This is a genomic window from Niabella sp. CPT15-335-S11, assembly GCF_058792415.1.
Genome location: NZ_JBYTEI010000005.1, coordinates 1 through 22,829, shown reverse-complemented (window position 1 = coordinate 22,829; position 22,829 = coordinate 1). Strand labels below are relative to the sequence as shown.

The following is a 22,829-nucleotide window of genomic DNA, read 5'->3' as shown; positions in this document are numbered from 1 at the left end:
CAACGGCAGGAACAACTAAGGCAACAGCAACTGGATCAGCAAAGACAGCAACAGCTTGAACAACAACGGCAGGAACAACTAAAGCAACAGCAACTGGCCCAGCAAAGACAGCAACAGCAGGAACAGCTAAGGCAACACCAAAAATCCGACCAGGATATTAGTCTGTATGCCTTATCCCTGGCTAATAATAGAATAAGGTACCTAAAGGATAATAATATAAGAGAAATACTGATTGCGTCTTGCTACAATGGTAACGTTATAAGAAATTCATATTATTATAATTGTACATTTGTAAATGATAATGGAAAAATAAAATTATCATATGCTACAGATAAAAATCCTCTAACAGGTGGTAGAGCTGTTTTACCTAGTGAGCTGGATATGGCAAAAGTATTTATACGAACAAACAATAATAAAGCAAAGTGCCTGGGTCTGATATTGGGATATAATATTATCCCCTGCGCCGATAATTTTGATTGGATGGAAAGTAATCAGGACACAGAAATGCAGAAGAGACTCAATCAGGTGCTTGAAAATAGGCGATTAGAAGAGCAACAAAAGCAAGCACAATTTGAGCAACAAATAAAGCAGGGAATTGAAAAACGAAATCGAGAGAATAAAAAATACTTCGATGAAAATGACTTTGACAAGGGGGACGTTTATATGAACTACGGAACTGTTAAAAGTGTTTCCAGTTATAAAATAGTTGTCAGTAGTGGCATCAGTTTTTTAAGTACCGATTATACCCTTTTTCTTTCCTCTCAAACAAGATTCTATTACTCGGTAAGTAGCCAAATGATTAAAGAAATTCAACCAGGATTTAAAGTCCAGTTTTTTGGATATAAGGGAAAAAGTAATGATAAAAAAATTCTAGCAACTACTATTAGAATTATTTCATACGGAACAAAAGGAGTATCCCATTAAGTGTGTATGTTAAAAATAGAGGTAAAAATACCGTTGATTATATTTTCAATCTACCACCAAAAATAATTAAGAACTGATTAAGGGCAATACCTCAATTTCTGATTTCGTTGTTCCTTTTTTAGGCTTCCTTTAGTACCAGATAAACTGATTTTAATACCGGATCATCATAGTAACAAATATCTCATACTCTGTCAATAGTAGGAAAAGAAAAAGAAAACCGCGATTTACATCGCCGCGTGTTTTAATTTCTTTTTTAAACAATAATCTAATTCTGGAGTATTGTCTTAACCCCTTATAAACTGGACTGATTTTCAAAAAGATTTGCTACCGATTGCTCGTTATCCCGGTCACCTGTCAGGCAAAGATAAGCCGGTTCGCCGTACTTGTCAAGGCTATACAAAGCGGACGCTGCGCGGTCCGGCCTTGACAAGTCCATCGCCCCTTGCTTCATTAGTGCCTTAACAGTTTTCCGTGACATGCCCTGTGCCCATTTCTGCATCGGTGTCATGAAGCCGATGGCTCCGTGTTTGCGTCTGCAGTTATACCAGTGCATGTATTTTCCGATGTGCTGCTTCGCGTCGTAGAAGCTTAAAAAACTATACCAGTCGATTAACTCTCTTTGCTCAATAGAGTGAAAAGCTTCAATGTAGCCTTTTTCTTCAGGCGTAGCCACGTGTGTAAAAACCTGCTTGGCCTACGGGCAGGCAGGTTTTTGAATTGACAATGCGGCGCAAAGAGTACCACCTGATACAGATTTTGTTTGATGAGTTAAGGGCATTTTATTCACCTGGATCTGTTTTGTGCAAAACAAAAGATGTCCAACAAAGTGATTACAATGCACCAGGTCAGTTCTTATCTAATCAAAAACGCTGGTATACTTTGCACTGAAACGGTGGCATACTTTCACTGAAATCCCCAGAATATTAGAGTATTAAAAGAAGAAGTACCCATTAGCATCCCCCGTAGCTGTGATTATTAGACTCCTTTTTTATCCTGAAAGATATGTTATTTATCCTGTTTATTTAATTTCAAAAGATATTTTGAAGAATTTTGTGTGATTGCTACTGGGTCTTTGTGCATTATTTTTATAAAAAATGACAAATAATCATATAACAAGGGTGTACCTAAAATCGGTTAATAAAAAGAGTATGCGAAATAATTAAAATCATGAGAACATCAAAAACTGCATTCTTAGTCTCTACAACGCTGCTTCTATTGTTTTTATCTCAGTGTAAGAAAAAAGATGCGGCGTCTACTCTGCCTAAACCCGATTCCGTTATAAATATATACGTGTGCGGATATGAAGGAAATGCCGCCATGATTTGGAAAAATAGCACGGCCACAGCGCTTACAGATGGTATTAATACCGCAAAAGCTCTTGCAATCTGTACGGTCGGGCGCCATGTATATACATGTGGCTTTGAAAATAACGCAAGTGGCAATGCCGTTGCAAAACTTTGGGAGGGTGGAACAGCTAAGGTCTTAAGCGATGGTAGCACAAGTGTCGTTGCCACGGGCATTTTTGCGTCAGGGACTGATGTATACGTTTGCGCGAACAATGGTACAGTTTGGAAGAACGGGGTTGCCACTACAATTACCGGGGGAAATGCAATAGGTATTAGTGTTGTTGGCGCTGATATTTATACATGTGAAGCTAACGGAACGGTAAGAAAGAATGGTGTGCCCCAAAACAATATTTCTGCTAGAGGCTTAACTGCTAGAAGTTTCTTAGTATCTGGAAATGATATATATGTGTGCGGTGAGAACGCTCCTGGGGCACAACTATGGAAAAACGGCGCACGCACATCACTTACAGGAAATAACCAATACGTTTGGGCCAAAGGGTTGTCTGTTGCAGGCACCACTGTTTATGTGTGCGGCTATCAACTTCCACAGTACAAATATGAGGCAACAATATGGAAAAACGGTACACCCATTATTTTAGCTGATGAGAAAAACGCTGTAGCCCGAAGCGTATATGCCACAGACAACGACGTTTATGCGTGCGGCTACGATTACGATAGTCCAATCTACAGGTCAGTCTTTTGGAAAAACGGCGTGCTACAACCTTTAACCAATTCTACAAAGGCGGCTGAAGCATTTGGCATTATAGCTGTTGATCAGTCCCCTTAGGAAAAATGTCTCAATTACAACTAAAAAAATTACTAGGTAATGCGAGAACCAACATCAAGTTAAAATGAAAACACTACTGCTAATACTGACATTCGATTGTTTCCTCATAAGCTCTCATTCACGAATCATATGGGCACGGGTTTGTTAAATTTTTAGCGAATTATGCGATTGACAACCAATTATTAGGAAAATTAGATTTAAAGTAGTATGAAAAGAAGGTTGTTAAACTAACAATAGACGAAGTACTAAACGTCAACAATAACCAGTCCCGAAATTGAAATCAGATTTTTAACCTGTTGAAGAAGTCCGGATACGGCGATCGCTTATCTTTATGCTTTGGCCGGTGGCCATTTCATAAACTGAATCCTCAAACAATGACAACATACATCACAATACTCAGGGGAATAAATGTGAGCGGAAAGAATATTATTAAAATGAATGCCCTGAAGGAGTTGTTCACAAAACAGGGATTTCAGGAAGTAACCACCTATCTTCAAAGCGGGAACGTGATCTTCAGCACGAACAAAACAGAACCGAATAAACTGGCAAAGCATATTTCGAAACAAATTGAAACAGTTTTCGGATTGGATGTGCCGGTAATCGCACTGACAATAGAAGATCTAAAACAAGTTATTGCAAAAAACCCGCTGGCGAAAGATTCAACACTGAACCCCGACTTCCTGCATGTGACCTTTTTATCATCGCAACCAGATCAGGCGGGCTATTCGCTGATCGAAAGTAAAAAGCTTCCTGGTGAAGCGATAGCTTTTTCGGAAAGTGCGGTCTATCTGTATTGTCCGAATGGCTACGGGAAAAGCAAGCTAAATAACAATTTCCTCGAATCAAAACTCCTCGTGCAGGCTACGACCAGAAACTGGAAAACAACCCAGGCATTATTACAGGTTGCACTAGAGTTAGCTGATTAGCCAACTGCCCATTATTAATCTCCAATCACATAAAAAATTTTGAAGACGATGTTGCATGGATTTTCACTTGCAGTCCGGATTGCCAGAAAATAACCGTAGTACACGTTTTCAGGGGTTTTATTTTCTGGCGCCTGAAATCGCAACGCTGGCCGGATGCCCCGTATTGAGTTGCAGTTCCGCCTTTTCGACTTTTGGGAAACTTTCACAAAAATAATCTTGCGAAACCATATAGTTGCAAGTGTATTCGCAACTGGACGGTTTCATAAAAAAGCTTAGACAAACGCGCGGAGAAAAATAGTTACTTTTGCGCGCTGAAAAGATGATCGAACAAATCACAATTGATGAATGGATTGGTCAGTCGGCATACCTTCCGCTGGCTGACGTACGAAGCCCCGCAGAGTTTGAGCATGGTCATGTACCCGGCGCTTTTTCATTACCCTTATTCGACAATGATGAACGGGCACAGGTTGGTATTCGCTACAAGCAGTCTGGCCGCTCCGATGCTATCCTGCTTGGTTTTGAACTCGCGGGACCGAAATGGGCGGGGCTGATCAGGCGGGCCCTTAAACGGGTACCAGGCAAAAAAATGGCATTGCATTGCTGGAGAGGTGGTATGCGCAGTGGCACCCTGGCCTGGGCTCTTAGCCTGTATGGCTTTGAAGTGTATGTCATTTCCGGAGGTTACAAAGAATACCGCCGCTGGGCAATCAGGCAGTTTGAAAAACCGCGCGACCTGCGGTTGTTAGGCGGAAAAACAGGTTCGGGCAAGACACGGATCTTACATAGGCTGAAAACGATGGGCGAACAGGTCATCGACCTTGAAGAACTGGCACAGCACCAGGGTTCGTCCTATGGATCGATGAACAAGATGGTTCAGCCTACCCAGGAGCAATTTGAAAATGACCTGGCCTGGCAACTCGCACAGACCGATCCCGGCCGGCCGCTCTGGCTGGAAGATGAATGCAGGAAAATTGGCAGGCGAGGGATACCCGTCCCGCTCTGGGAACATATGCGTAATGCACCATTGTTGGATCTGCAGGTACCTCTTGCACACAGGTTGAATAACCTCCTGGCGGACTACGGTTGCCTCGATCCGGATTTCCTGGTAGAATGCACGGAAAGGATTCACAAACGGTTGGGACCCTTACAGACCAAACAGGCAGTCACCGCAATCAGAGAAAACCGTATGGCCGATTTTATAAAGATTGCAACTGTCTATTATGATAAAGCTTATCATAATGACCTCGAAAAACGCGGCTCCGCCAGAATTATTCCCATTGAGGCCGATGGGCTGAGTATCGAATCTGATGCGATCCGGCTAATCGACCTATTCAGGCAACTCCCCGTCTCTTAAAATAATTTTTCAAAAATGGAATCTGTTAAATCTGTATATAAACTTACTCAATACTCTCACGGAGCTGGTTGCGGCTGCAAAATAAGCCCCGCCATCCTGGATAAGATCCTGCATACGGCGTCGCCCGGCGTAATTGCTGACAACCGCCTGCTCGTAGGCAATGATAAGCGCGATGATGCGGCAGTACTGGATCTTGGTAATGGTACGGCCCTAATTTCAACGACTGATTTTTTCATGCCGATCGTTGATGATCCTCTCGACTTTGGCAGGATCGCCGCGGCAAATGCGATCAGCGACGTGTATGCAATGGGAGGCAAACCTGTACTCGCTATTGCAATTCTGGGCTGGCCCATCGAAAAACTCCCACCAGAAATTGCAGGGGAAGTGATGGAAGGCGCCCGCGCCGTTTGTGCTGAAGCAGGTATTGCACTGGCCGGAGGCCATAGCATTGATTGCCCGGAGCCGGTGTTCGGACTTGCTGTGAACGGCCTGACTGAAATAGCTCACCTGAAACAGAACGCTACAGCTAAGCCCGGTTGCAGTCTTTATTTGACCAAGGCGTTGGGCGTTGGTGTATTGTCCACCGCTCAAAAACGGGGGCTGCTGAAACCGGAAGATGCTGCGATTGCTTTGAAAAGCATGACCACCCTTAATAAGCCAGGCGAAATATTAGGCAGGCTGGATACTGTCGAAGCCATGACCGATGTAACCGGCTTCGGTTTGCTTGGTCACCTCGCTGAAATGTGTGAGGGCAGCGGTTTGTCGGCTACTATTCAATTTGATCTCGTTCCCGTCATGTCGAATGTGGATCATTACCTTGACCTGGGTTGTGTTCCGGGAGGAACCAACCGGAACTGGAGCAGTTACGGTGACAAGATCGGTCCGGTTACGGAACGTCAGAAACAAATCCTGGCGGATCCGCAGACCAGCGGCGGTCTGTTGATTGCGGTTGATAAAAGAGGTACGGAGGAGTTTGAAAAACTAATGCTTAACCAGGGTTATACGCTAAACTCAATTGGCTGGCTGAATGAATACGAAGCGGGACCACTGATCAGAATTAATTAAGCAATGGAACTGGAGAGCTTTCTTGCGGTCACCAAAAGCAAATCGCAGATGCTGGAGATCGTCGACTGGGTGGGCAGTGATTCAAAGAGATTTAATCAACTGGCGAGGCTCGCGCTGGAAGGAGATTTCCGCACCGCGCAGAAAGCATCCTGGCCACTAAGTAACTGCACCCAGCACTTCAATGTATTTACGAAAAGAAACTACCGGATTTTGTTGGAGCGCATCAGGGACACCCGTCAGCACCCTGCCGTGAGAAGGCACCTGCTGAAAATCCTCCTCGATGCGCCCGTCCCCCTGAAATATGAAGGCGAATTGATGGACCTGTGCATCTCATCGATCGAAGATCCGCAGGAAGCAATTGCCGTTCAGTACTATGCGCTTATCTTTCTGGAAAAATTCGTGGCAAAATATCCCGAGATCCTTCCCGAGATCAAATATATCATTGAAACACGATGGCCACATGCCTCGTCGGCTTTCAAAGGCCGGGCAGGTAAATTATTAAAACAGTAAAGTACTGATTATAACAAACATACTGTTTTTATATTCAATTAATTCATATTCATACCTGGTGTTAATATAGAAAATACGCCGACTTTTTATCCGGCACTGGATCCTGGTCCAGCTTCAGACCCACGATCTTCGGGGCTTTAGGCGAGAATTTCAGTCGGGATGGCGATCACATTTTTAACCATATCTTGTGAGCATTTTCATAACTCTTGCAATTCATTAACATTTATAATGCCTGCAAATCGGATCTGTTTAAACTGTCTCGCTTAAATTTGTACATTTCAAGATAAAATAAGGGCATTTCAGATGATTTGTAGGAATTTTCATTTAGCGGCTGGATTTATTTTATATTCAATATTCACGGGATGCAATACCGGATCTTCGCGAAACCCGGTAACGCCCCAGGTCGATAGCTCCATACACTTCATCACCGAAAACCTGCCTCCCGGCGATATAGCTGTTTACAAGGAAAAGTTGAAAAATCTTTTTGATTCCGGCTTGCGCCCGGGAAGTTTCAACGGGGGCATCCTGGTGGCAAAGGGCGGCAATATCTTATACGAAAAATACGTCGGTTTTAAAAACCCGCGGGTTCATACAGACTCGATTGACGCTTCTACCACTTTTCACCTGGCTTCGACCAGCAAACCTTTTACGGGCGTGGCCATCCTCAAGTTGGTTCAGGCTGGGCGCCTTGGGCTGGAAGATGATCTTACAAAGTTTTTCCCTTCATTCCCTTATCAGGGAGTCACCGTTCGAATGCTTCTCTCCCACCGCAGCGGTTTGCCTAATTACCTGTATTTCATGGAGGATAAAGCGAAATGGCCGCAGGACAAGATGGTGAGCAACCAGGACGTGCTGAACTTTTTGATAAAATACAAGCCTGGTCTGGAACGCCGCTCTGGTTCGGGTTTTGGTTATTCTAATACAAACTATGTACTCCTTGCCCTGATTGCTGAAAAGATAACCGGAAAGAAGTTCCCGCAATACCTCAAAGAAACGATCTTCACGCCGCTGCACATGACGCAGACTTTTGTTTATACTCCGGCAGAAAGCGGCAAGGTAATCATGTCCTATAAGCCATCCGGCGCCGTGTGGCCAAATGATATTTATGAAAATACCTACGGCGATAAGAATGTATATAGCACACCCAGGGATCTGATGAAATGGGATCAGGGACTCTACGATGGAAAATTCATCAGCCAGTCACTATTGGATTCCGCCTTCCTTCCTCAAAGCCACGAGCACCAATCTATTCACAATTATGGCCTCGGGTGGAGGATGCTGAATTTTAAAAATGGTAAGAACCTGATCTATCATTTTGGAAAATGGCACGGCTTTACCCCTGCCTTTGCCCGTATGATCGATGAGAAAGCAGTTGTCATTATCCTCGGAAACAAATACAACCGGAATATTTACGAAACGGCAAAAAAATCTTATACCATCTTTGGGAACTACTCAGTAAATGGCAATGCCAATGGTGTGGAAGATGAAGAAGCTACCGCCGCAGGTCCCGAAGAAAAAGTGACTGCCGTACCGGTGAAACCCAGGGTTTCCAGGCCTGTTGCGACTCTAAAGGCAAAAGCCCATCAGAGTAAGCAAAGCCATCGGAACACACGGACTCATCAGAGCAAACAGACTCATCACAACAAACAACAAAAGACAATCAAGAAAAACCACTTATCTTCATCTTCAGGTACCGTTTCAAAGAAAAAGAAACATAAATAATTTGTCATTTTATTTAAACACGATGCTGTTGCATGAAACTTTTATCTGCACAACAGATTCGACAATGGGACCAGTTCACGATTGAACATGAACCCATCCGTTCCCTGGAACTAATGGAACGTGCCGCCAAAGCTTCTACCCGGTGGCTATTACAGAATATCCTGGGCGAAACATTCTACGTATTTTGCGGAAAGGGTAACAATGGGGGCGATGGATTGGCGATTGCCAGAATGCTGCAGGAAGCAGGAAAGAAGGTCCGGGTCTATATCCTTGAAACCGGTGCAACAGGATCGCAGGATTTCCTAATCAATTTCAATCACGTTCATCAGGCTGCCCGTATTCCCATTACCTTGCTTCGGGAAGAGAAAGATTTTCCCAGGATCCCGCCGGGAACCTTCGTCATTGACGCAGTTTTTGGGACGGGCCTCACCCGTAAACTGGAGGGTCTGGCTGCGGAACTCGCGGTCCATTTGAACGAATCGACCAACGCGGTTGTATCTATCGATATACCAAGCGGTTTATTTTGCGATGCATCATCCGGGGGCAATGTAATTATCGCTGCCAGGCATACACTTACCTTTCAGGCGCTTAAAATGGCATTTCTGATCCCTGAAAATGAACCCTGGTTTGGTCAGGTGCATATCCTTGATATTAATTTACACCCCGACTTCCCTGAAAGCATCGAGTCCCGCTTCAACCTAATCAATAAATCTTTTTGTCAGTCGGTTTACAGAGTCCGCCGAACATTTGGCCATAAAGGAGATTTTGGACACGCGTTGATTGTAGCCGGCAGCTATGGAAAAGCCGGCTCTGCTATTTTAAGTGCCCGGGCCTGCATCAGGAGCGGCGTGGGTTTGCTGTCCGTGCAGGTACCTGGTAGATTGGTTCCTGTGCTCCAGACCGCTGTTCCTGAAGCGATGTGCATAGCTGATAAAGATGAAAAGATTATTTCCTCAATGGGTGGGGAGCTGCAAGCGTACGAATCCGCAGGTATCGGTCCGGGGATCGGAACCGGGAAACTAACCGCAAATTATTTGCATGATTTTCTGAAACATTACCGCAGACCGATCGTCATTGATGCCGACGGAATAAACACCCTCGCTCGCCACCGGGAATGGCTGCCACTGATCCCGCCATTCTCGATTCTGACACCACATCCAAAAGAATTTGAACGTTTATTTGGCGCAACGGCAAACGATTTTGAGAAAATATCTCTCGCTCTTGACAATGCTCAAAAACTGCAAGTCATCATTATTCTGAAAGGGCATTACAGTTTTGTTGCTCTGCCAGATGGCACCGGTTATTTCAATATCACTGGCAATGCAGGCATGGCCACAGGCGGAAGTGGCGATGTGCTCACCGGCATCCTGACCGGCTTATTATCCCAGAAATATCCGCCGGCAGATGCAGCACGGCTTGGTGTATTCTTGCACGGACTCGCGGGTGATTTCGCAGCCGGAAAGTATTCGATGGAAGCAATGACGGCCGGAGATATCATTGGCGAACTTGGAAACGCTTTCAAAGCGGTATCCGTTTGATGAAATACTTGACGGCCATAATATTAGTTTCAGCGTAATGATGATCGTCAGTCGATCATCATCTTAATAGCCATTTCCTTCATCAGGTCGCCGCCTTCAGTCAGTGGTCCGCTATTTACACCAATGATTTTCAGGTTATATTGATGCAAAAGCAACAGAACTTTTTCAATGCCTTGTGCTGAAAATCGTTTATAGGCCTCTACATAATCCTTCACAAAATAAAATGGAACCCCAATCTCTTTCGCTATGGATTCCTCTGGTCCGCGGAATCCCGAAATCATATAAACCTTGCTGAAAAAACTGTATAAGGTAGGCAAAATCAATTGCGGTGGTGCTGCCTTTGGATTCGCCTCAAAGTATTGCAGGATACGAATTGTGCCGGCCAGATCTTTCCTCGCCACGGCTTTTTGAAGTTCAAAACTGTTATAATCCTTGCTGATGCCAACAAACCGCTCAATATCATCCTCGGTGATGGACTGATGTCCAGGCAGATTGATAATAATTTTATCGATCTCGTTTTCAATCCTGCCCGGGTTATTGCCAATGTGATCAACCAACAGCATATTTGCTTTTGGAGTGATCGTGTAACCCCGTTCCCCGGCGAGTTTCGCCACCCATTCAGGCAGGGCGCCATCATTCATTTTTTTGGTCGTGACAAGCACCGTATTTTTTTTAACAAATCCGGCAAATCTGGTCCGCCCGTCAAGCTTTTTGTTCTTTGTGGCCACAATTAAAATAGTGGAAGTCAGCGGTTTTTGAATGTAAAACTCCAGTTTTTCAATTTCCCTGAGATGCTGAGCTTCTTTCACGATAACAACCTGCCTCTCCGAAAACATCGGATAGCGTCTGCACGTATTAATAATTTCTTCCCACAACGCGTCTTTGCCGTAGAAAATATTCAGGTTAAAATCGGCCTCTTCTTTAGTCAGAATTTCCTTTTCTGCAAAATTCACCAACTGATCAATATAGTATTCTTCATCACCTTCAAGCCAATAGACAGGTTTAAATTTTTTTTGTTTCCATTCAGCCAAAATCTTTCCGATATCCATGGCGCTAAAGTACTCATTTATTCATTTACGCATACTCGCTGATACTCAATCATTGCTTAAACCCTTTACCCCTGAAAGTGGCTTCCGGGCCGCAGTCTATAAAAAACCCTAACATTCTTTGGCATAATTTATGCGTGGCTTAAATCATATTTCGATTAAAAAGCGTGTCAATTGAAGGCTTTTTAGGTTTAAGTTTTAAAATCAATATGTATCATTTTTAAACCCTTTATTTTTTATGGCAAACACAAATTATCCTTCCGCTTCGCCGCAGTCCTCTGGATCGGGAACTCAAAACCCTGGCGGGGGAAGAAATGTGATCATTGGACTCCTTGTAGCGGCGCTACTGGGTACCTGGGGATATTTACTTTGGAATAAGAACCCCGGCACCTCAACCGCCCTGACCAGCAACAAAGAAGTTGCCACGGCAATGTCAGAATCAGACTCGTTGCGGCAAATGTTTAACCTGGCAGAAATGAGACTTGATTCGATCACAGGCGCAAATAACAGCCTTCAGGGAGAAAAGACCGCTCTTCAAACAGAAATCGAAGAAAAAAAGGCTGAAATCACGAAAATCCTTAGCGATAAAAATGCAACTTCAGCCGATCTGAGACGCGCCCGTCAGATGATTGGCCAACTGAACGGCCAGATCGCGCGACTTGAAACCCAGGTAACACGTCTGAAAGGTGAAAACCAGGAGTTGACGGCACGGAACACGCATTTGGTTTCTGAAAAAGGCGTTCTGAGTCAGAACCTGCAGAACAAGATTCAGGAAAATGATCAATTGGCTAATACCGTTGATGTTGGAAGCACTTTAGCAGCTACCGGCATGACCATCACCCCTTTGAAAGAGAAAAGGAGTGGAAAGGAAAAAGTAACCAATTTTGCCAGGAAGGTAGATAAAATGCGCGTTGGATTTAATGTTCAAAACCGCATCACCACTTCCGGTCCCGCAGATCTGTACGTAATAGTAACCGATCCAACCGGGCATACTGTACAGAATGGTAACCTGGGTTCAGGTGCTATGACCACCCGCCAGGATGGCGACAGGAACTTCACGGCAAAAATCCCCGTGGAATACGAGCAGGGCAGCCGCAAAGACGTTTCTTTCCCAATCCGTAATGACGGCGGTTTCCAATCAGGAGAGTACAAAATTGAAGTTTATCACAACGGATTCAAAATCGGCGAAGGTATCAGAACACTGAAGAAAGGCCTCTTTGGATAATAAGTATTTAACCCTCTATACAATTTTTAAAGCCGCAGCATCTGATGATCCTGCGGCTTCATCTTTTTTATTCATCAGGGTTTCTCAACCGAAAGGGTAATCCTGGCGCTCTTCACTCCTTTGGCCGAAGCTTCAAACTGAATGGTGCCGGGTGTTCCGGCCGACTGAACCAGGGCGGTCAACTGACCACTGAACAGTCTCATGGCCGGCGCCTGAAAAGATTCAAGGCTGATACTGTTGCCATTGGCAGCGGCCTTGTATGATCCGGATCCGGTAACCCTGAAACGTATCTGGCGAGTTTCATCAGGACAGAAATTTCCGTCCTTATCTACAATTCTGACATTGATAAATGAAATATCCCTGCCGTCCGCGATCAGCTTATTTCTATCTGCTGTTAAAACAATCCGGTATGGTTTGCTTGCTGTCTTAACTTGTTCCTCAGCAACGGCCTTGCCATCTGCATCGTAGGCCACAACCTTAACAGTACCGGGTTCATACTTTGTATCCATCCACATCAACCTGTACCTTTTTTGCCTTTCCAGACTGGGGTCATTATACTTGGAGGTCAGCGCATGTATTGAAGTGTCCTTAGTGCGGATACCCTGGCTCTTTCCATTGATAAATAACTCGGCAGAAGGATAATTGGTGTATACAAAAACCGGAGTAACCTCTCCTTCCCTGCCTTTCCAGTTCCAGTGCGGCAGGATGTGAAGGGTTTTCACTTCGGGGTTCCAGTGACTCCGGTATAAATAATACCTGTCCTTGGGAATGCCCGCCAGATCTACAATGCCAAATAAAGAACTGTGACTGGGCCAGTCCGTGTAATAGGGCGTCGGCTCACCCAGGTAATCAAATCCGGTCCAGACAAACTCACCCATGCAATAACCCAGGTCATCGTGCATGATAAAGTTGTCTTCAGGTAAGTCGCTCCAACTGCAATGTTCAAGATCGTAGGAGGAAGACTGATGGTCTTCGTATTTTTTCATGGATTGCTTTTCTACGGGGAATTTATACACACCTCTTGAACTGACTGTAGATGCGGTCTCGCTTCCGAGGATAAGTTCCTGTGGCAGCCGGGCATAACCTTCGGGATATTTAAAAGGACGATAATTGAATCCGGCTACATCCATAATGGCCGCCATACCACTATTCATCACTGCGTCCGGGGCGTCCATGCCATTGGTAACGGGCCTTCCGGGATCTTCACGGTGACAGATATCCTGCAGGAAGCGAGCTATCTTAGGTCCGTTCTTCGTGTGCTGATCCGGAACTTCATTACCGATGCACCACATCACCACACTCGGGTTGTTGCGGTAATGATGGATCAGGTTGACCAGATCTTTTTCAGCCCAATCATCAAAATACAAATGATAGCCATTTTTCATCTTGGGTGATTTCCATTCATCGAAAGTTTCGGCCATCAGCATCATACCCATTTCGTCACAGGCCTTTACCAGCTCTGGTGCCGGCATGTTGTGCGATGTTCTGATCGCGTTAACGCCCATATCCTTCATAATTCTGACCTGTCTGCGAATAGCGGCCTCATTTACCGCAGCACCCAACGGTCCCAGATCATGGTGGTTGCAGACTCCTTTGAACTTAGTCATTTTTCCATTCAGAAAAAATCCCTGACCAGGGATAATTTTAATTGACCGGATGCCGAAAGTTGAGCTGTATTCATCGACCTGTTTATTGTTGTCATACAGCCTGGAAACGGCTTTGTACAGGTTGGGATGTTCTGTATCCCAAAGCGCGGGGTTTGTCACGACAATTTCCTGTGTAAGAAGGCCTTCATCATAACGGGTCAGTCCGGATTTTTGAGAGGAGGCCACGACTTTACCGGCAGCATCCAGGATATCAGTCTGCAAGGCGTATTTCCCGGGATTATCGCCATCGGGAAATTTGATCTTTGTCTTGATGTTTACCCTGGCAAAATCTTTTTCAATAACGGGCGTCGTGATATAAGTGCCCCAAATGGGGATATGGATTGATTCGGTCAGGATCAGATGTACATTCCTGTAAAGACCCGCGCCAGGGTACCAGCGTGAGAATTCGGCCGGATTTTCAAGCCTGACAGCCACCACGTTTTCAGCGCCCGCTTTCAGATATTCCGTAATATCAAAATGGAAAGTGTTGTATCCGTAAGGCCAGTAGCCGGCTTTTTTACCGTTTACATAAACGGCGGCATTGCTCATGGCGCCATCGAATTGAATCGACACTTTTTTGCCCGGTCCGAATCCGGGAAGCCGGAAACTGTTCCTGTACCAGCCCACCCCCACGAAAGGTAATCCGCCGGTACGGCCTGCATGCGCCTGTTTCTCGGTCTGTCCGTCCTGTGAAATGGCCATCTCCTGAAGGTCATTGTAAGGGCTGAAGGGCCCGTAGATAGCCCAGTCGTGCGGTACACGGACTGTCTGCCATTTACTGTCATCAAAACCTGGCTCTGCCGCTCCGGGCGCATCATTCCTGGTAAACTTCCAGTTCTTTTCCAACAGAATATTCTCCCGCTGGGCCATTAAGGAAAGTGCCATCCAGCTAAAAAAGGTAATAAGCAGTATCTTCTTCATAGTCTACTTTCTAGTTTGATTACTCGTTGAAATATATATTTTTTTATATTGAAATCCTGTCGTATATTTATATATTATCCCGATGTCCCCATAAATACAGGCATGCGTAGCTCCGGTACGGGCTCCATCGTGACGCAATGTCCATCATCTTTTGTTCCAGTTCTTTCTTATTCAAATATTCAATACCGTACAGTTCAGTCATGGCTTTTTGAATACCCAGATCCCCGGGCGAGAACACATCTTCCCTCCCCATTGAAAACATTAGGATCATTTCCACGGTCCACCTGCCAATACCTTTAATCTGCATGAGCAATTCCATCAGATCCTGGTTTGTCATTTTGTGCAGCTTGCGGTCGGTTAGTTTATGGTCGATAAAAAATACGCAAACATTTTTGACGTAGGACACTTTCGCATTTGAAAGACCAATCCCTCTAAGCGTTTCATGGGGTACCGCCAGGATTTCTTCCGGGGCAGGCCGTTCATTGGTAAACAGTCCAATGAACCGCCCATGTATAACCTTCGCTACTTTTGTGCTCAGTTGCTGGCTGATAATGGAACCGCAAATTGCCAGGTGAATGTCTTTTCGTTTGCCTAACGACTGGTTACCCTGTTTTTTAAGCAGTGATTTTAATACTTTATCTTTTGATAGCAGTTCGAAATAAGGCACTATATAGAATTTAGATAGCTGAACGGTGCGAAGCGGCGACAGAGGGTTGAATTCATGACAGTTTCAACTCACCAAGCCTTAAGAGTGCATATAACATGCAGGTTGTATGCATCGATTGAATGAATTCATTGTTTCTGAATTTTTCCTTGAACTCTGCCAGATCCATGAGCTCGACATTGATCTCCTCGTTTGTATCCAGGTGCTGATCGGCTACTTTCTTTCCCCCGGTAGCCAGGAACATATGCATCCAGTTGCTATTGGTAGAGGGGTTAGCGCAGGTCCGCCCGAGATATTCAAATTTTTTAAATTCGTATCCAGTTTCCTCCATCAGCTCCCGGCGAATAGCGGCTTCCAGGTTGGCATCGCCGTCATCCACGCATCCCCCGGGTATTTCCCAGCAGGTCTCGCCAATCGCGTGTCGGTACTGCAACTCCATCAATACCTTGTTATCTTCCGTAAGCGGAAAACAGGTCACCCATTCGGGAAATTCATAGACGTAATAGGGATCCACAATCTTACCCGTTGGCGTCTCACATTTATCTTTCCGCACCTTGAACCACAGATCATTGAACAGGTACTCAGATGAAATTGTCTTCCAGTTCATCGATGCAAATTTATCTTTCACCATTTCCTTTTCTCTCTTAAATAATTGATCTGGGCTACATGGTGGCGTCCGTGCCATGCAAAGAACTGCAGGTAGTACCAAAGGGTAATGTTCTTATCCATCCCGGGATGATAGACCGCCCGCTCCCAGTCCGCATCGGACAGATCTTTCAGTGCGGTGTACCAGCGAAGGTGGAGTGCGTGCAGCAAGGTAGTTGAAATTTCCGCAGGCAGAATTTTCACATCATCGAGACCGGTCCATTTGTTTTCATCGAATGGGGCGATCCTGGGGTTGTCTTCCGTCAGCGCCAGTTTATTCCTGATATAAGCGTTCATGTGTGCATCCGCCAGGTGGTGGACCACTTCTAGCACCGTCCAGCCCCCATCGCGGTAAGGCGTATGCAGTTGCGATTCATCGAGGTTCAGGAGCGCGGCTTCAACGGCGGCGGGTAAGGCCCTCAGGCTTTCCAGCGCTTCCAGCTTTGCAGCCTCAGAAAAATCCCTGCTTTGAAACCTTCCAATGGGATATTGATTTTCCAATTCCATATCATTCAGGTTTTAGATGAATAAATATATTTTGTTATATGAATAACCCTCATACAACAACAGCGTTTTCGGATCAGCTAACTTTCAGCAGCTCAACTTCGAACATCAGGGTAGCGCCACCCGGGATGTCGCTGCCGGCCCCACGATCACCATAAGCCAGGTCTGAAGGGATCCACAGGCGCCAGTGACTTCCTTCCTTCATCATGGGTATGACGATCTGCCAGCCCTTGATCAGGGCTTTTAGCGGCGCGGTGAAAGGCTGGTTGCGTTTAAACGAGCTGTCAAACTCCCGTCCATCCAGCAAGGCTCCTTTATAATGTGCAGTTACCGTGCTATGGATGGTGGGGTTCACACCGCTGCCTTCTTTCAGCACTTCGTATTGCAGTCCGCCATCAAGTTCGGTTACACCGTCCTTTGTCTTGTTCTCTTCCAGGAATTTGCGCCCGGTTTCTTTTTGCTGATCGATTTTTCCGTTCATAAATGCTTTTAGTTTATTTTGAATACTCATAGTAAAAATCATAACGTGACGCCTTAGGCTGCCACGGGATCAAAAGTAACGACAATATTTTTACAATATCTCCCTTTCCCCGGTTCTTTTCCAATGCCTTCGCCTCAAATGTTTTATAAATTGGCGGAAAAGTAGATGCATCCGGCTTGCGGGTCCATCCGGGGATTCCGGGGCGAGGAGCGTCAAAGCCTGTGTCGGAACTGGTCCGGGAGCAAAATTGATGTGGATCGATTTAGGACCCCGGTCTGCTTCGGGCGCAAGATTTATAGAGACCGATTCAAGTCTCCAGTCTGCCCGGGTCTGTCACTCATCCCGCAGGGTTTTCCCGGTCAGGTGAATAAAAACGTCTTCCAGGTTCGCTTTTTTGACTTCTTTGGGGCGCTCAAACCCGGATTCGACCAACTGGTCGATCAGCCGGTCGGGCGTATCCAGTGCGACAATATTTCCCGCATCAATAATCGCGATCCGGTCGCATAAATACTCGGCTTCATCCATGTAGTGGGTAGTCATAATGACGGTTGTCCCGCTTTTCCGGATCTCCCTGATCAGCTCCCAGAGATTACGCCTGGCCTGCGGATCCAGTCCGGTGGTGGGCTCGTCCAGGAAGATGATCCTGGGCTTATTGATCAGTGTGGTTGCCACCGAAAAACGTTGCTTCTGGCCGCCGCTAAGGTCTTTAAACTTGGATTTTGCCTTGTCTTCCAGGTTGACCGTCTTCAGAAGCTTATGCGCGTCCGTAGGTTCATTATACAATCCCGCAAATAAATCGATCAGTTGCAGCAGGTTTAGTCCGGGGTAGTAGCCGCTCGACTGTAACTGTACGCCAATGATCCGTTTGATATCGGTGGGGTTTTTATCCAGGTCAAAGCCGGCAACAGTCACCTGGCCGCCAGATTTTTCGCGGAGGGTCTCAATAATTTCGAGGGTGGTGGATTTCCCGGCGCCGTTCGGACCCAGGAGACCGAAAATCTCATGTTCATACACATCGAAACTGATCCCCTTTACCGCCTTGAAATCACCATATTGTTTCTCCAGGTTCTTAACAGAAATAATTTTGTCGGCCATGCGCTAAAACTACAACTATCTTTTGAATTGCCCCCTCCCCCATTTTGTTCCGGGCAAAAAACAGGCTCAAGGAACCGGAGGTATTCCTTTCAATACAAAATATCTGGACAAATTGTGCGACATTTGCACCCTGAAAATTTTATGCTGATGAGAATCTTCAAATTTGGTGGTACGTCGCTGAATAGTATTGATAACATCCAACAGGTTGACCGGATCATAGATGCATACCAGGATGAAAAGTTGTTAATCGTGGTATCAGCGATGGGCAAAACCACCAACGCGCTGGAGAAAGTGCTGGATGCGTTTTATCAGGGCAAAAGGGAAACGGCCTTACAATTATTTGATGTGATCAAAAAACAGCATATCACGACAGCCAAGTACCTGCTGGTCACAGAATATTTATCCTGTGCTGATCAATTGTTAGATTTTTTCACGGAGGTAGAATGGGTTCTGCACGACAAACCGCAGCAGGACTTTGATTATTATTACGATCAGATCGTATGTGTGGGGGAACTGTTATCGAGCTGCATTCTAAGTCATTATTTGGAGGAGACGGGTGTTTCAAATGTCTGGATGGATGTCAGGGATATTATCCGGACCGATGCTAATTTCAGAGATGCCAATGTGGATCGGGAATTTACGCAAAGACAAATTGATGAAAAAATAAGGCCATTGATTGAAGGGGGGAAGATCGTGTTGACACAGGGGTTCATCGGCGCTACCGATGAAAATGAAAGCACGACCCTGGGGCGCGAAGGCAGTGATTATAGCGCGGCCCTGTTTGCCAATATGCTGGATGCGGAAGATCTTACGATTTGGAAAGACGTGGAAAGCGTGCTGAATGCGGATCCCAGGGAAGTAAAAGATACGATCCCCCTGCCCGAACTGAACTATGCCGAAGTCATTGAGATGGCTTACTATGGCGCCCAGGTCATCCATCCCAAAACCATCAAGCCGCTTCAAAACAAAAGCATCCCCTTGTATGTAATGTGTTTTTTAGATCCATCGCTTCCGGGAACGGTCATTCATCATAAACCGGTGTTGAAGTTGCCGCCCATTATTGTCATCAAGCGCAACCAGGTGATGCTCGAATTAAGATCCACTGATTTTTCTTTTTTCGGCGAAGCGCAATCGGGAAAGCTGTTTGAGTTATTTGGAGAGTTGTCGACCAGACCCAACCTCACGCAGAACGGGGCCATTAACATGATATGTGTTTTTGACAATCATCCGTCGAAGATCGAGAAGCTCGCCGCTGCTGCTGCCGGTTTGTTTGACGTGCAGCTTACAACGGGCCTTTCGCTGATGACGATCCGCCACTACAATGAAGAGACCATTGAGAAATTTACCGGAGGTAAGGAATTCCTGATCAGGCAGCAGACCAGAGAAACTTTTCAGTTGTTGTACAGGGGGGATTAGATGTTACCTGCCGGCTGGTCTACAGTCATTCACTTTATTTAACCAGCTTTTCGATGTATATGAGTTGGCCTTTTTCATTAACACCTTGTAACACGACTCTGAAAGAGTTGGTAATATCATTATTGAAGAACCGGTGCCTGACTTTTTGAGTAGCTTGATCAAGAATAATGGTGTGCTTCCAGAGAAGCGTATTCCTTATATCCTGTGAAGTGTTCATGTCCGCGGCACTATAGTCGGGACTATAAAATTCTTTGACCAAGGAATAACCAACGATTTCAGTTTTTTCTAATCCTCTGGAATCGGTGCTTAACAGATCCGGGCCCCTTTTAGTAAAGATAGCCAACGCTCCTCCGGGACTTCCCATCAGAACAAACGGCGGGTCGAAAAACTTCATATAAGCGATATTGCTGCAATCATATCCCTTTATTTCATTAAGGCTCACTTTCATGCCATCTAAGAAAATATCCACCGGGATTGGCCCGCCACTCATATTGGTTATTTTGTAATAGATGGGGCGTTGGTAATCTCTTTTCAAAGAAGGGAAGGCCCATTGGATACATCCCTCTAAATTGTTGATATACCGGGTTTCTTTTTGATTCATAAAATCTACACCCTTCCCCATTCCGCTAAAAAGACCACCGGCATATTTTTCATCCAATTTCTCGATAGCTGTTTTAACCCTCGCGGTTACAATGACCTCCTCAAGCAAGGTCTTATCATGTCGGTCAGCCAGCAACGCGAAATGTTCCTGTGCCCCAGTGGGCGCACTATGGACAATGGCATTGAACTGATTGCCGTCAGCCCTGTTAGCAGGTAGCGCTGGTAAAAAATTATTTTGCTCCAAACTAATTTTATGATTCCTTAAAGCGGTTCTTTTGTCGGGAAAAGTGTAATACACATTCAGCGTATCCATATACAGAAGCTCATCGCTGGTGAATTGCCCGTCTTTCTTCAGCGGCAACAGCAGCGAAAAATTTCGCTTCATTGCCGTGTCTTTTGCAGGCCGGAAGAGCAGCATAATTTTTTCCTCTTTTCTGATTTGACCCGGGTGGAATTGTACTTTCCCTTTTAAGTACAGATAGGTGCTGTCTTTATGAAATGCGGTAGGCAGTTCCTGCCCATCTGCAATAGCCTTCCAGCGGTACCTGCGCCAACCCTGTGTAAGCATTACCAGGTCAAGATGGCGATTGATTTCCTCAGTATCATCGGAAAAATAGTAATCAGGGCGATAAACCTTCCCCTTGATTTGGCTTGATAACAAAAGTGAGGAAAAAATATTTTCGTCATCCTGGGTTTGGAAGCTTGCATCGGATACTGCCAGGGATAAATTGGCGAGGCTGCTGCCCTTCATACTGATATCGATTTCATTTTCTCCCCGGTTGTCTAAATTCAATTTTACAAAATCCAACTGAACTTCAGCCCTAAAGTCTTTTTGTTTTATAAAAACAATCCGCTCGGCAACCGGCAAGTTGGTTTCATCCAATATGGTTAGTTGAAGAACGCCGGTGGGCATTTTGCAGGTATTGATTTTCCCATTGGCGCTACCCCGCGGGTCCAGACTTGTACGCGCCAGATATAGCAGTTGATTGTACATCATGGCGACGACGGTGTATCGTTTTTGGATTTTGTCAACGGGGTCGCGGCGTTCAAGCGCATAGTGGCAAAAGTTATCCTTTAACTGCACACTCAGGCTCAGACCGGCTTCGTGAATCTGCGGGAAGTCTGCATATCTGATGGCATTATCATTGGTGTGCCATTCAATTTTATAGTTTTTGTTGAGTTGGGGCGTTAAATAGAACAGCCCCATCCCGTTATGGATGGTTTCTGAAGTTGCAATGGTGGCATTATTTTCATCTTTTACTTTAAACTGCGCTTCAATTGGCCGCCCTTGCTGATCGGAGGCTAAAAAAGCGAACTTTGTCCTTACATCTGCGATGACATTGCCGCCTTCAGGAAATATTTTCAAGCTCACTGAAGATGCCGTCGGGGTCGTTGTGGCAGGAGTTGTGGTCGCTATAACGGGTATTTTCTTTTCAAAAACAAAATCGTTTTCAAAGTTAAGCATCCACCGGGTATAGGCTCTGATCATGACAAAAGGGCTATGACACGTTTTGGGGATATCGATTTGCCCGAAAGAGGTGGAATTCACGACAGGAAAAAAGTGATGCCGGATTAGCGTGCCCTTGTCGTCCAATAAATCAATATACAAGGTCTTGCTCGTTACATAGCCATCATAACCCTCCCGTAAATAGGATTTGAACCAAATGGTTTCACCAGCAAAATAGCTGTTCCGTTCAAAATGTATATACAGGCGCTCCTGGGGGTATTGTCTGGTGTGAAGTTGGATCTTATCGGCGAGAGATTGAGGTTGGGCATAAAGGGAGCCGGTTGATTGCGCAAAGGCTAAACTAAATATCAGCAAACGAATGAATCGGGTCATGATGTTTATAGCATGAATTTTCTCCATGGCCTCCATAAGCATATCTGCGTCTTGCAGTGAAAGATACACATATATTTTAGAATCTTTACTTTAAATCATCGGCCAGCAAAAACAAAACGGCGTTGCGTGTATTCCAATAGCCCGATGTTGGCTACTTTATTTAATAAGCTTCTTTCCCTTGCAGAAGTTGCGCAGTTGTTCGACATCAAGGTTTTTCTCCAGGATTTCGATCGAAAGATATGCCTGATTTTGGATTAATTGCCACAATACAAAATAAGAATCCGGACGCGCTGCAACTGTTTCTAAGATTTTGTCCCGGTATTCCTGATAGTAGGCTGCTAAACTGCCTGCGTGCACGGGAAAATAAGAGAATTGATTTTTGATTGCTGTAAAGGAAAAGCCCGGTTCAGCAGTAATCATTTTAGGAGGAGAAAAAAGGAGAAAGCGATTTTTTCTTATAAAATCATTTTCCCCTCCCTGGATATTCCAGATTGCGGTGTAAGCTTCCCCTAAAACTGGGCCAGTGTCAATTAGAGTTTTTCAGCTTTTCAAATGCTTTATCCACTAAGCGGCT

General features: G+C 45.2%; 19 protein-coding genes and 1 pseudogene. 10 read left to right on the top strand and 10 right to left on the bottom strand.

Annotated elements, in window-relative coordinates:
- Window positions 1–924: hypothetical protein (locus tag AC3WS5_RS13575; protein WP_492467938.1), on the top strand; the 924-nt coding region annotated here is incomplete at its 5' end.
- A gap of 292 nt (window positions 925–1,216) precedes the next feature.
- Here the strand turns inward: AC3WS5_RS13575 and AC3WS5_RS13570 are convergent.
- Window positions 1,217–1,603 (bottom strand): annotated as a pseudogene (locus AC3WS5_RS13570) (integrase core domain-containing protein); the annotation flags it as partial.
- A gap of 488 nt (window positions 1,604–2,091) precedes the next feature.
- Here AC3WS5_RS13570 and AC3WS5_RS13565 point away from each other — a divergent pair.
- The 7 genes from AC3WS5_RS13565 to AC3WS5_RS13535 all read left to right on the top strand — a co-directional run bounded on the left by AC3WS5_RS13565 (window position 2,092) and on the right by AC3WS5_RS13535 (window position 10,172).
- Complete coding sequence (locus tag AC3WS5_RS13565) at window positions 2,092–3,057, top strand: hypothetical protein (RefSeq protein ID WP_492467937.1); 966 nt, start codon at window positions 2,092–2,094, stop codon at window positions 3,055–3,057.
- Between the two features lie 374 nt (window positions 3,058–3,431).
- Window positions 3,432–3,983: a DUF1697 domain-containing protein gene (locus AC3WS5_RS13560; protein ID WP_492467936.1), complete on the top strand. Its 552-nt coding sequence runs from the start codon at window positions 3,432–3,434 to the stop codon at window positions 3,981–3,983.
- Window positions 3,984–4,287: 304 nt separating this feature from the next.
- Window positions 4,288–5,337 (top strand): tRNA 2-selenouridine(34) synthase MnmH, encoded by a 1,050-nt coding sequence (gene mnmH, locus AC3WS5_RS13555; RefSeq protein ID WP_492467935.1) that lies wholly within the window; start codon window positions 4,288–4,290, stop codon window positions 5,335–5,337.
- A 15-nt stretch (window positions 5,338–5,352) separates the two neighbouring features.
- Complete coding sequence (selD, locus tag AC3WS5_RS13550) at window positions 5,353–6,402, top strand: selenide, water dikinase SelD (RefSeq protein ID WP_492467934.1); 1,050 nt, start codon at window positions 5,353–5,355, stop codon at window positions 6,400–6,402.
- A gap of 3 nt (window positions 6,403–6,405) precedes the next feature.
- Entirely contained in the window at window positions 6,406–6,912 is a 507-nt protein-coding gene (locus tag AC3WS5_RS13545; protein ID WP_492467933.1) for a HEAT-like fold family protein, read from the top strand.
- Between the two features lie 303 nt (window positions 6,913–7,215).
- The gene (locus AC3WS5_RS13540; RefSeq protein ID WP_492467932.1) at window positions 7,216–8,634 is read left to right on the top strand and encodes a serine hydrolase domain-containing protein; all 1,419 of its coding nucleotides are present in this window, start codon (window positions 7,216–7,218) and stop codon (window positions 8,632–8,634) included.
- A 32-nt stretch (window positions 8,635–8,666) separates the two neighbouring features.
- Window positions 8,667–10,172, top strand: coding sequence for an NAD(P)H-hydrate dehydratase (locus tag AC3WS5_RS13535; protein ID WP_492467931.1), 1,506 nt, complete (start codon window positions 8,667–8,669; stop codon window positions 10,170–10,172).
- Between the two features lie 47 nt (window positions 10,173–10,219).
- Here the strand turns inward: AC3WS5_RS13535 and holA are convergent, their stop codons facing one another.
- Window positions 10,220–11,221, bottom strand: a complete 1,002-nt coding sequence (holA, locus tag AC3WS5_RS13530; RefSeq protein WP_492467930.1) for a DNA polymerase III subunit delta — start codon at window positions 11,219–11,221, stop codon at window positions 10,220–10,222.
- A 235-nt stretch (window positions 11,222–11,456) separates the two neighbouring features.
- Here holA and AC3WS5_RS13525 point away from each other — a divergent pair, with 235 nt between their 5' ends.
- Window positions 11,457–12,443 carry a DUF8428 domain-containing protein gene (locus AC3WS5_RS13525; protein ID WP_492467929.1) on the top strand — a complete coding sequence of 329 codons (987 nt, stop codon included), beginning with the start codon at window positions 11,457–11,459 and terminating at the stop codon, window positions 12,441–12,443.
- Window positions 12,444–12,517: 74 nt separating this feature from the next.
- Here the strand turns inward: AC3WS5_RS13525 and galB are convergent, their stop codons facing one another.
- The 6 genes from galB to AC3WS5_RS13495 form a co-directional block, all read right to left on the bottom strand.
- The gene (galB, locus tag AC3WS5_RS13520; RefSeq protein ID WP_492467928.1) at window positions 12,518–15,010 is read right to left on the bottom strand and encodes a beta-galactosidase GalB; all 2,493 of its coding nucleotides are present in this window, start codon (window positions 15,008–15,010) and stop codon (window positions 12,518–12,520) included.
- A 67-nt stretch (window positions 15,011–15,077) separates the two neighbouring features.
- The gene (locus AC3WS5_RS13515; protein ID WP_492467927.1) at window positions 15,078–15,677 is read right to left on the bottom strand and encodes a DNA-3-methyladenine glycosylase family protein; all 600 of its coding nucleotides are present in this window, start codon (window positions 15,675–15,677) and stop codon (window positions 15,078–15,080) included.
- A gap of 52 nt (window positions 15,678–15,729) precedes the next feature.
- Window positions 15,730–16,281 carry an NUDIX hydrolase gene (locus AC3WS5_RS13510; protein ID WP_492467926.1) on the bottom strand — a complete coding sequence of 184 codons (552 nt, stop codon included), beginning with the start codon at window positions 16,279–16,281 and terminating at the stop codon, window positions 15,730–15,732.
- A 17-nt stretch (window positions 16,282–16,298) separates the two neighbouring features.
- Window positions 16,299–16,826: a YfiT family bacillithiol transferase gene (locus AC3WS5_RS13505; protein WP_492467925.1), complete on the bottom strand. Its 528-nt coding sequence runs from the start codon at window positions 16,824–16,826 to the stop codon at window positions 16,299–16,301.
- A 73-nt stretch (window positions 16,827–16,899) separates the two neighbouring features.
- Window positions 16,900–17,334 carry an FKBP-type peptidyl-prolyl cis-trans isomerase gene (locus AC3WS5_RS13500; protein ID WP_492467924.1) on the bottom strand — a complete coding sequence of 145 codons (435 nt, stop codon included), beginning with the start codon at window positions 17,332–17,334 and terminating at the stop codon, window positions 16,900–16,902.
- A 303-nt stretch (window positions 17,335–17,637) separates the two neighbouring features.
- Window positions 17,638–18,399 (bottom strand): ABC transporter ATP-binding protein, encoded by a 762-nt coding sequence (locus AC3WS5_RS13495; protein ID WP_492467923.1) that lies wholly within the window; start codon window positions 18,397–18,399, stop codon window positions 17,638–17,640.
- Between the two features lie 147 nt (window positions 18,400–18,546).
- Here AC3WS5_RS13495 and AC3WS5_RS13490 point away from each other — a divergent pair, with 147 nt between their 5' ends.
- Window positions 18,547–19,815, top strand: a complete 1,269-nt coding sequence (locus AC3WS5_RS13490) for an aspartate kinase (RefSeq protein ID WP_492467922.1) — start codon at window positions 18,547–18,549, stop codon at window positions 19,813–19,815.
- Between the two features lie 34 nt (window positions 19,816–19,849).
- Here the strand turns inward: AC3WS5_RS13490 and AC3WS5_RS13485 are convergent, their stop codons facing one another.
- Together AC3WS5_RS13485 and AC3WS5_RS13480 are read right to left on the bottom strand one after the other, a co-directional pair.
- On the bottom strand, window positions 19,850–22,255 hold the full coding sequence (locus AC3WS5_RS13485) for a hypothetical protein (RefSeq protein WP_492467921.1): 2,406 nt from the start codon (window positions 22,253–22,255) through the stop codon (window positions 19,850–19,852).
- 156 nt (window positions 22,256–22,411) lie between these two features.
- Complete coding sequence (locus AC3WS5_RS13480) at window positions 22,412–22,675, bottom strand: hypothetical protein (RefSeq protein WP_492467920.1); 264 nt, start codon at window positions 22,673–22,675, stop codon at window positions 22,412–22,414.
- Window positions 22,676–22,829 lie beyond the last annotated feature (154 nt).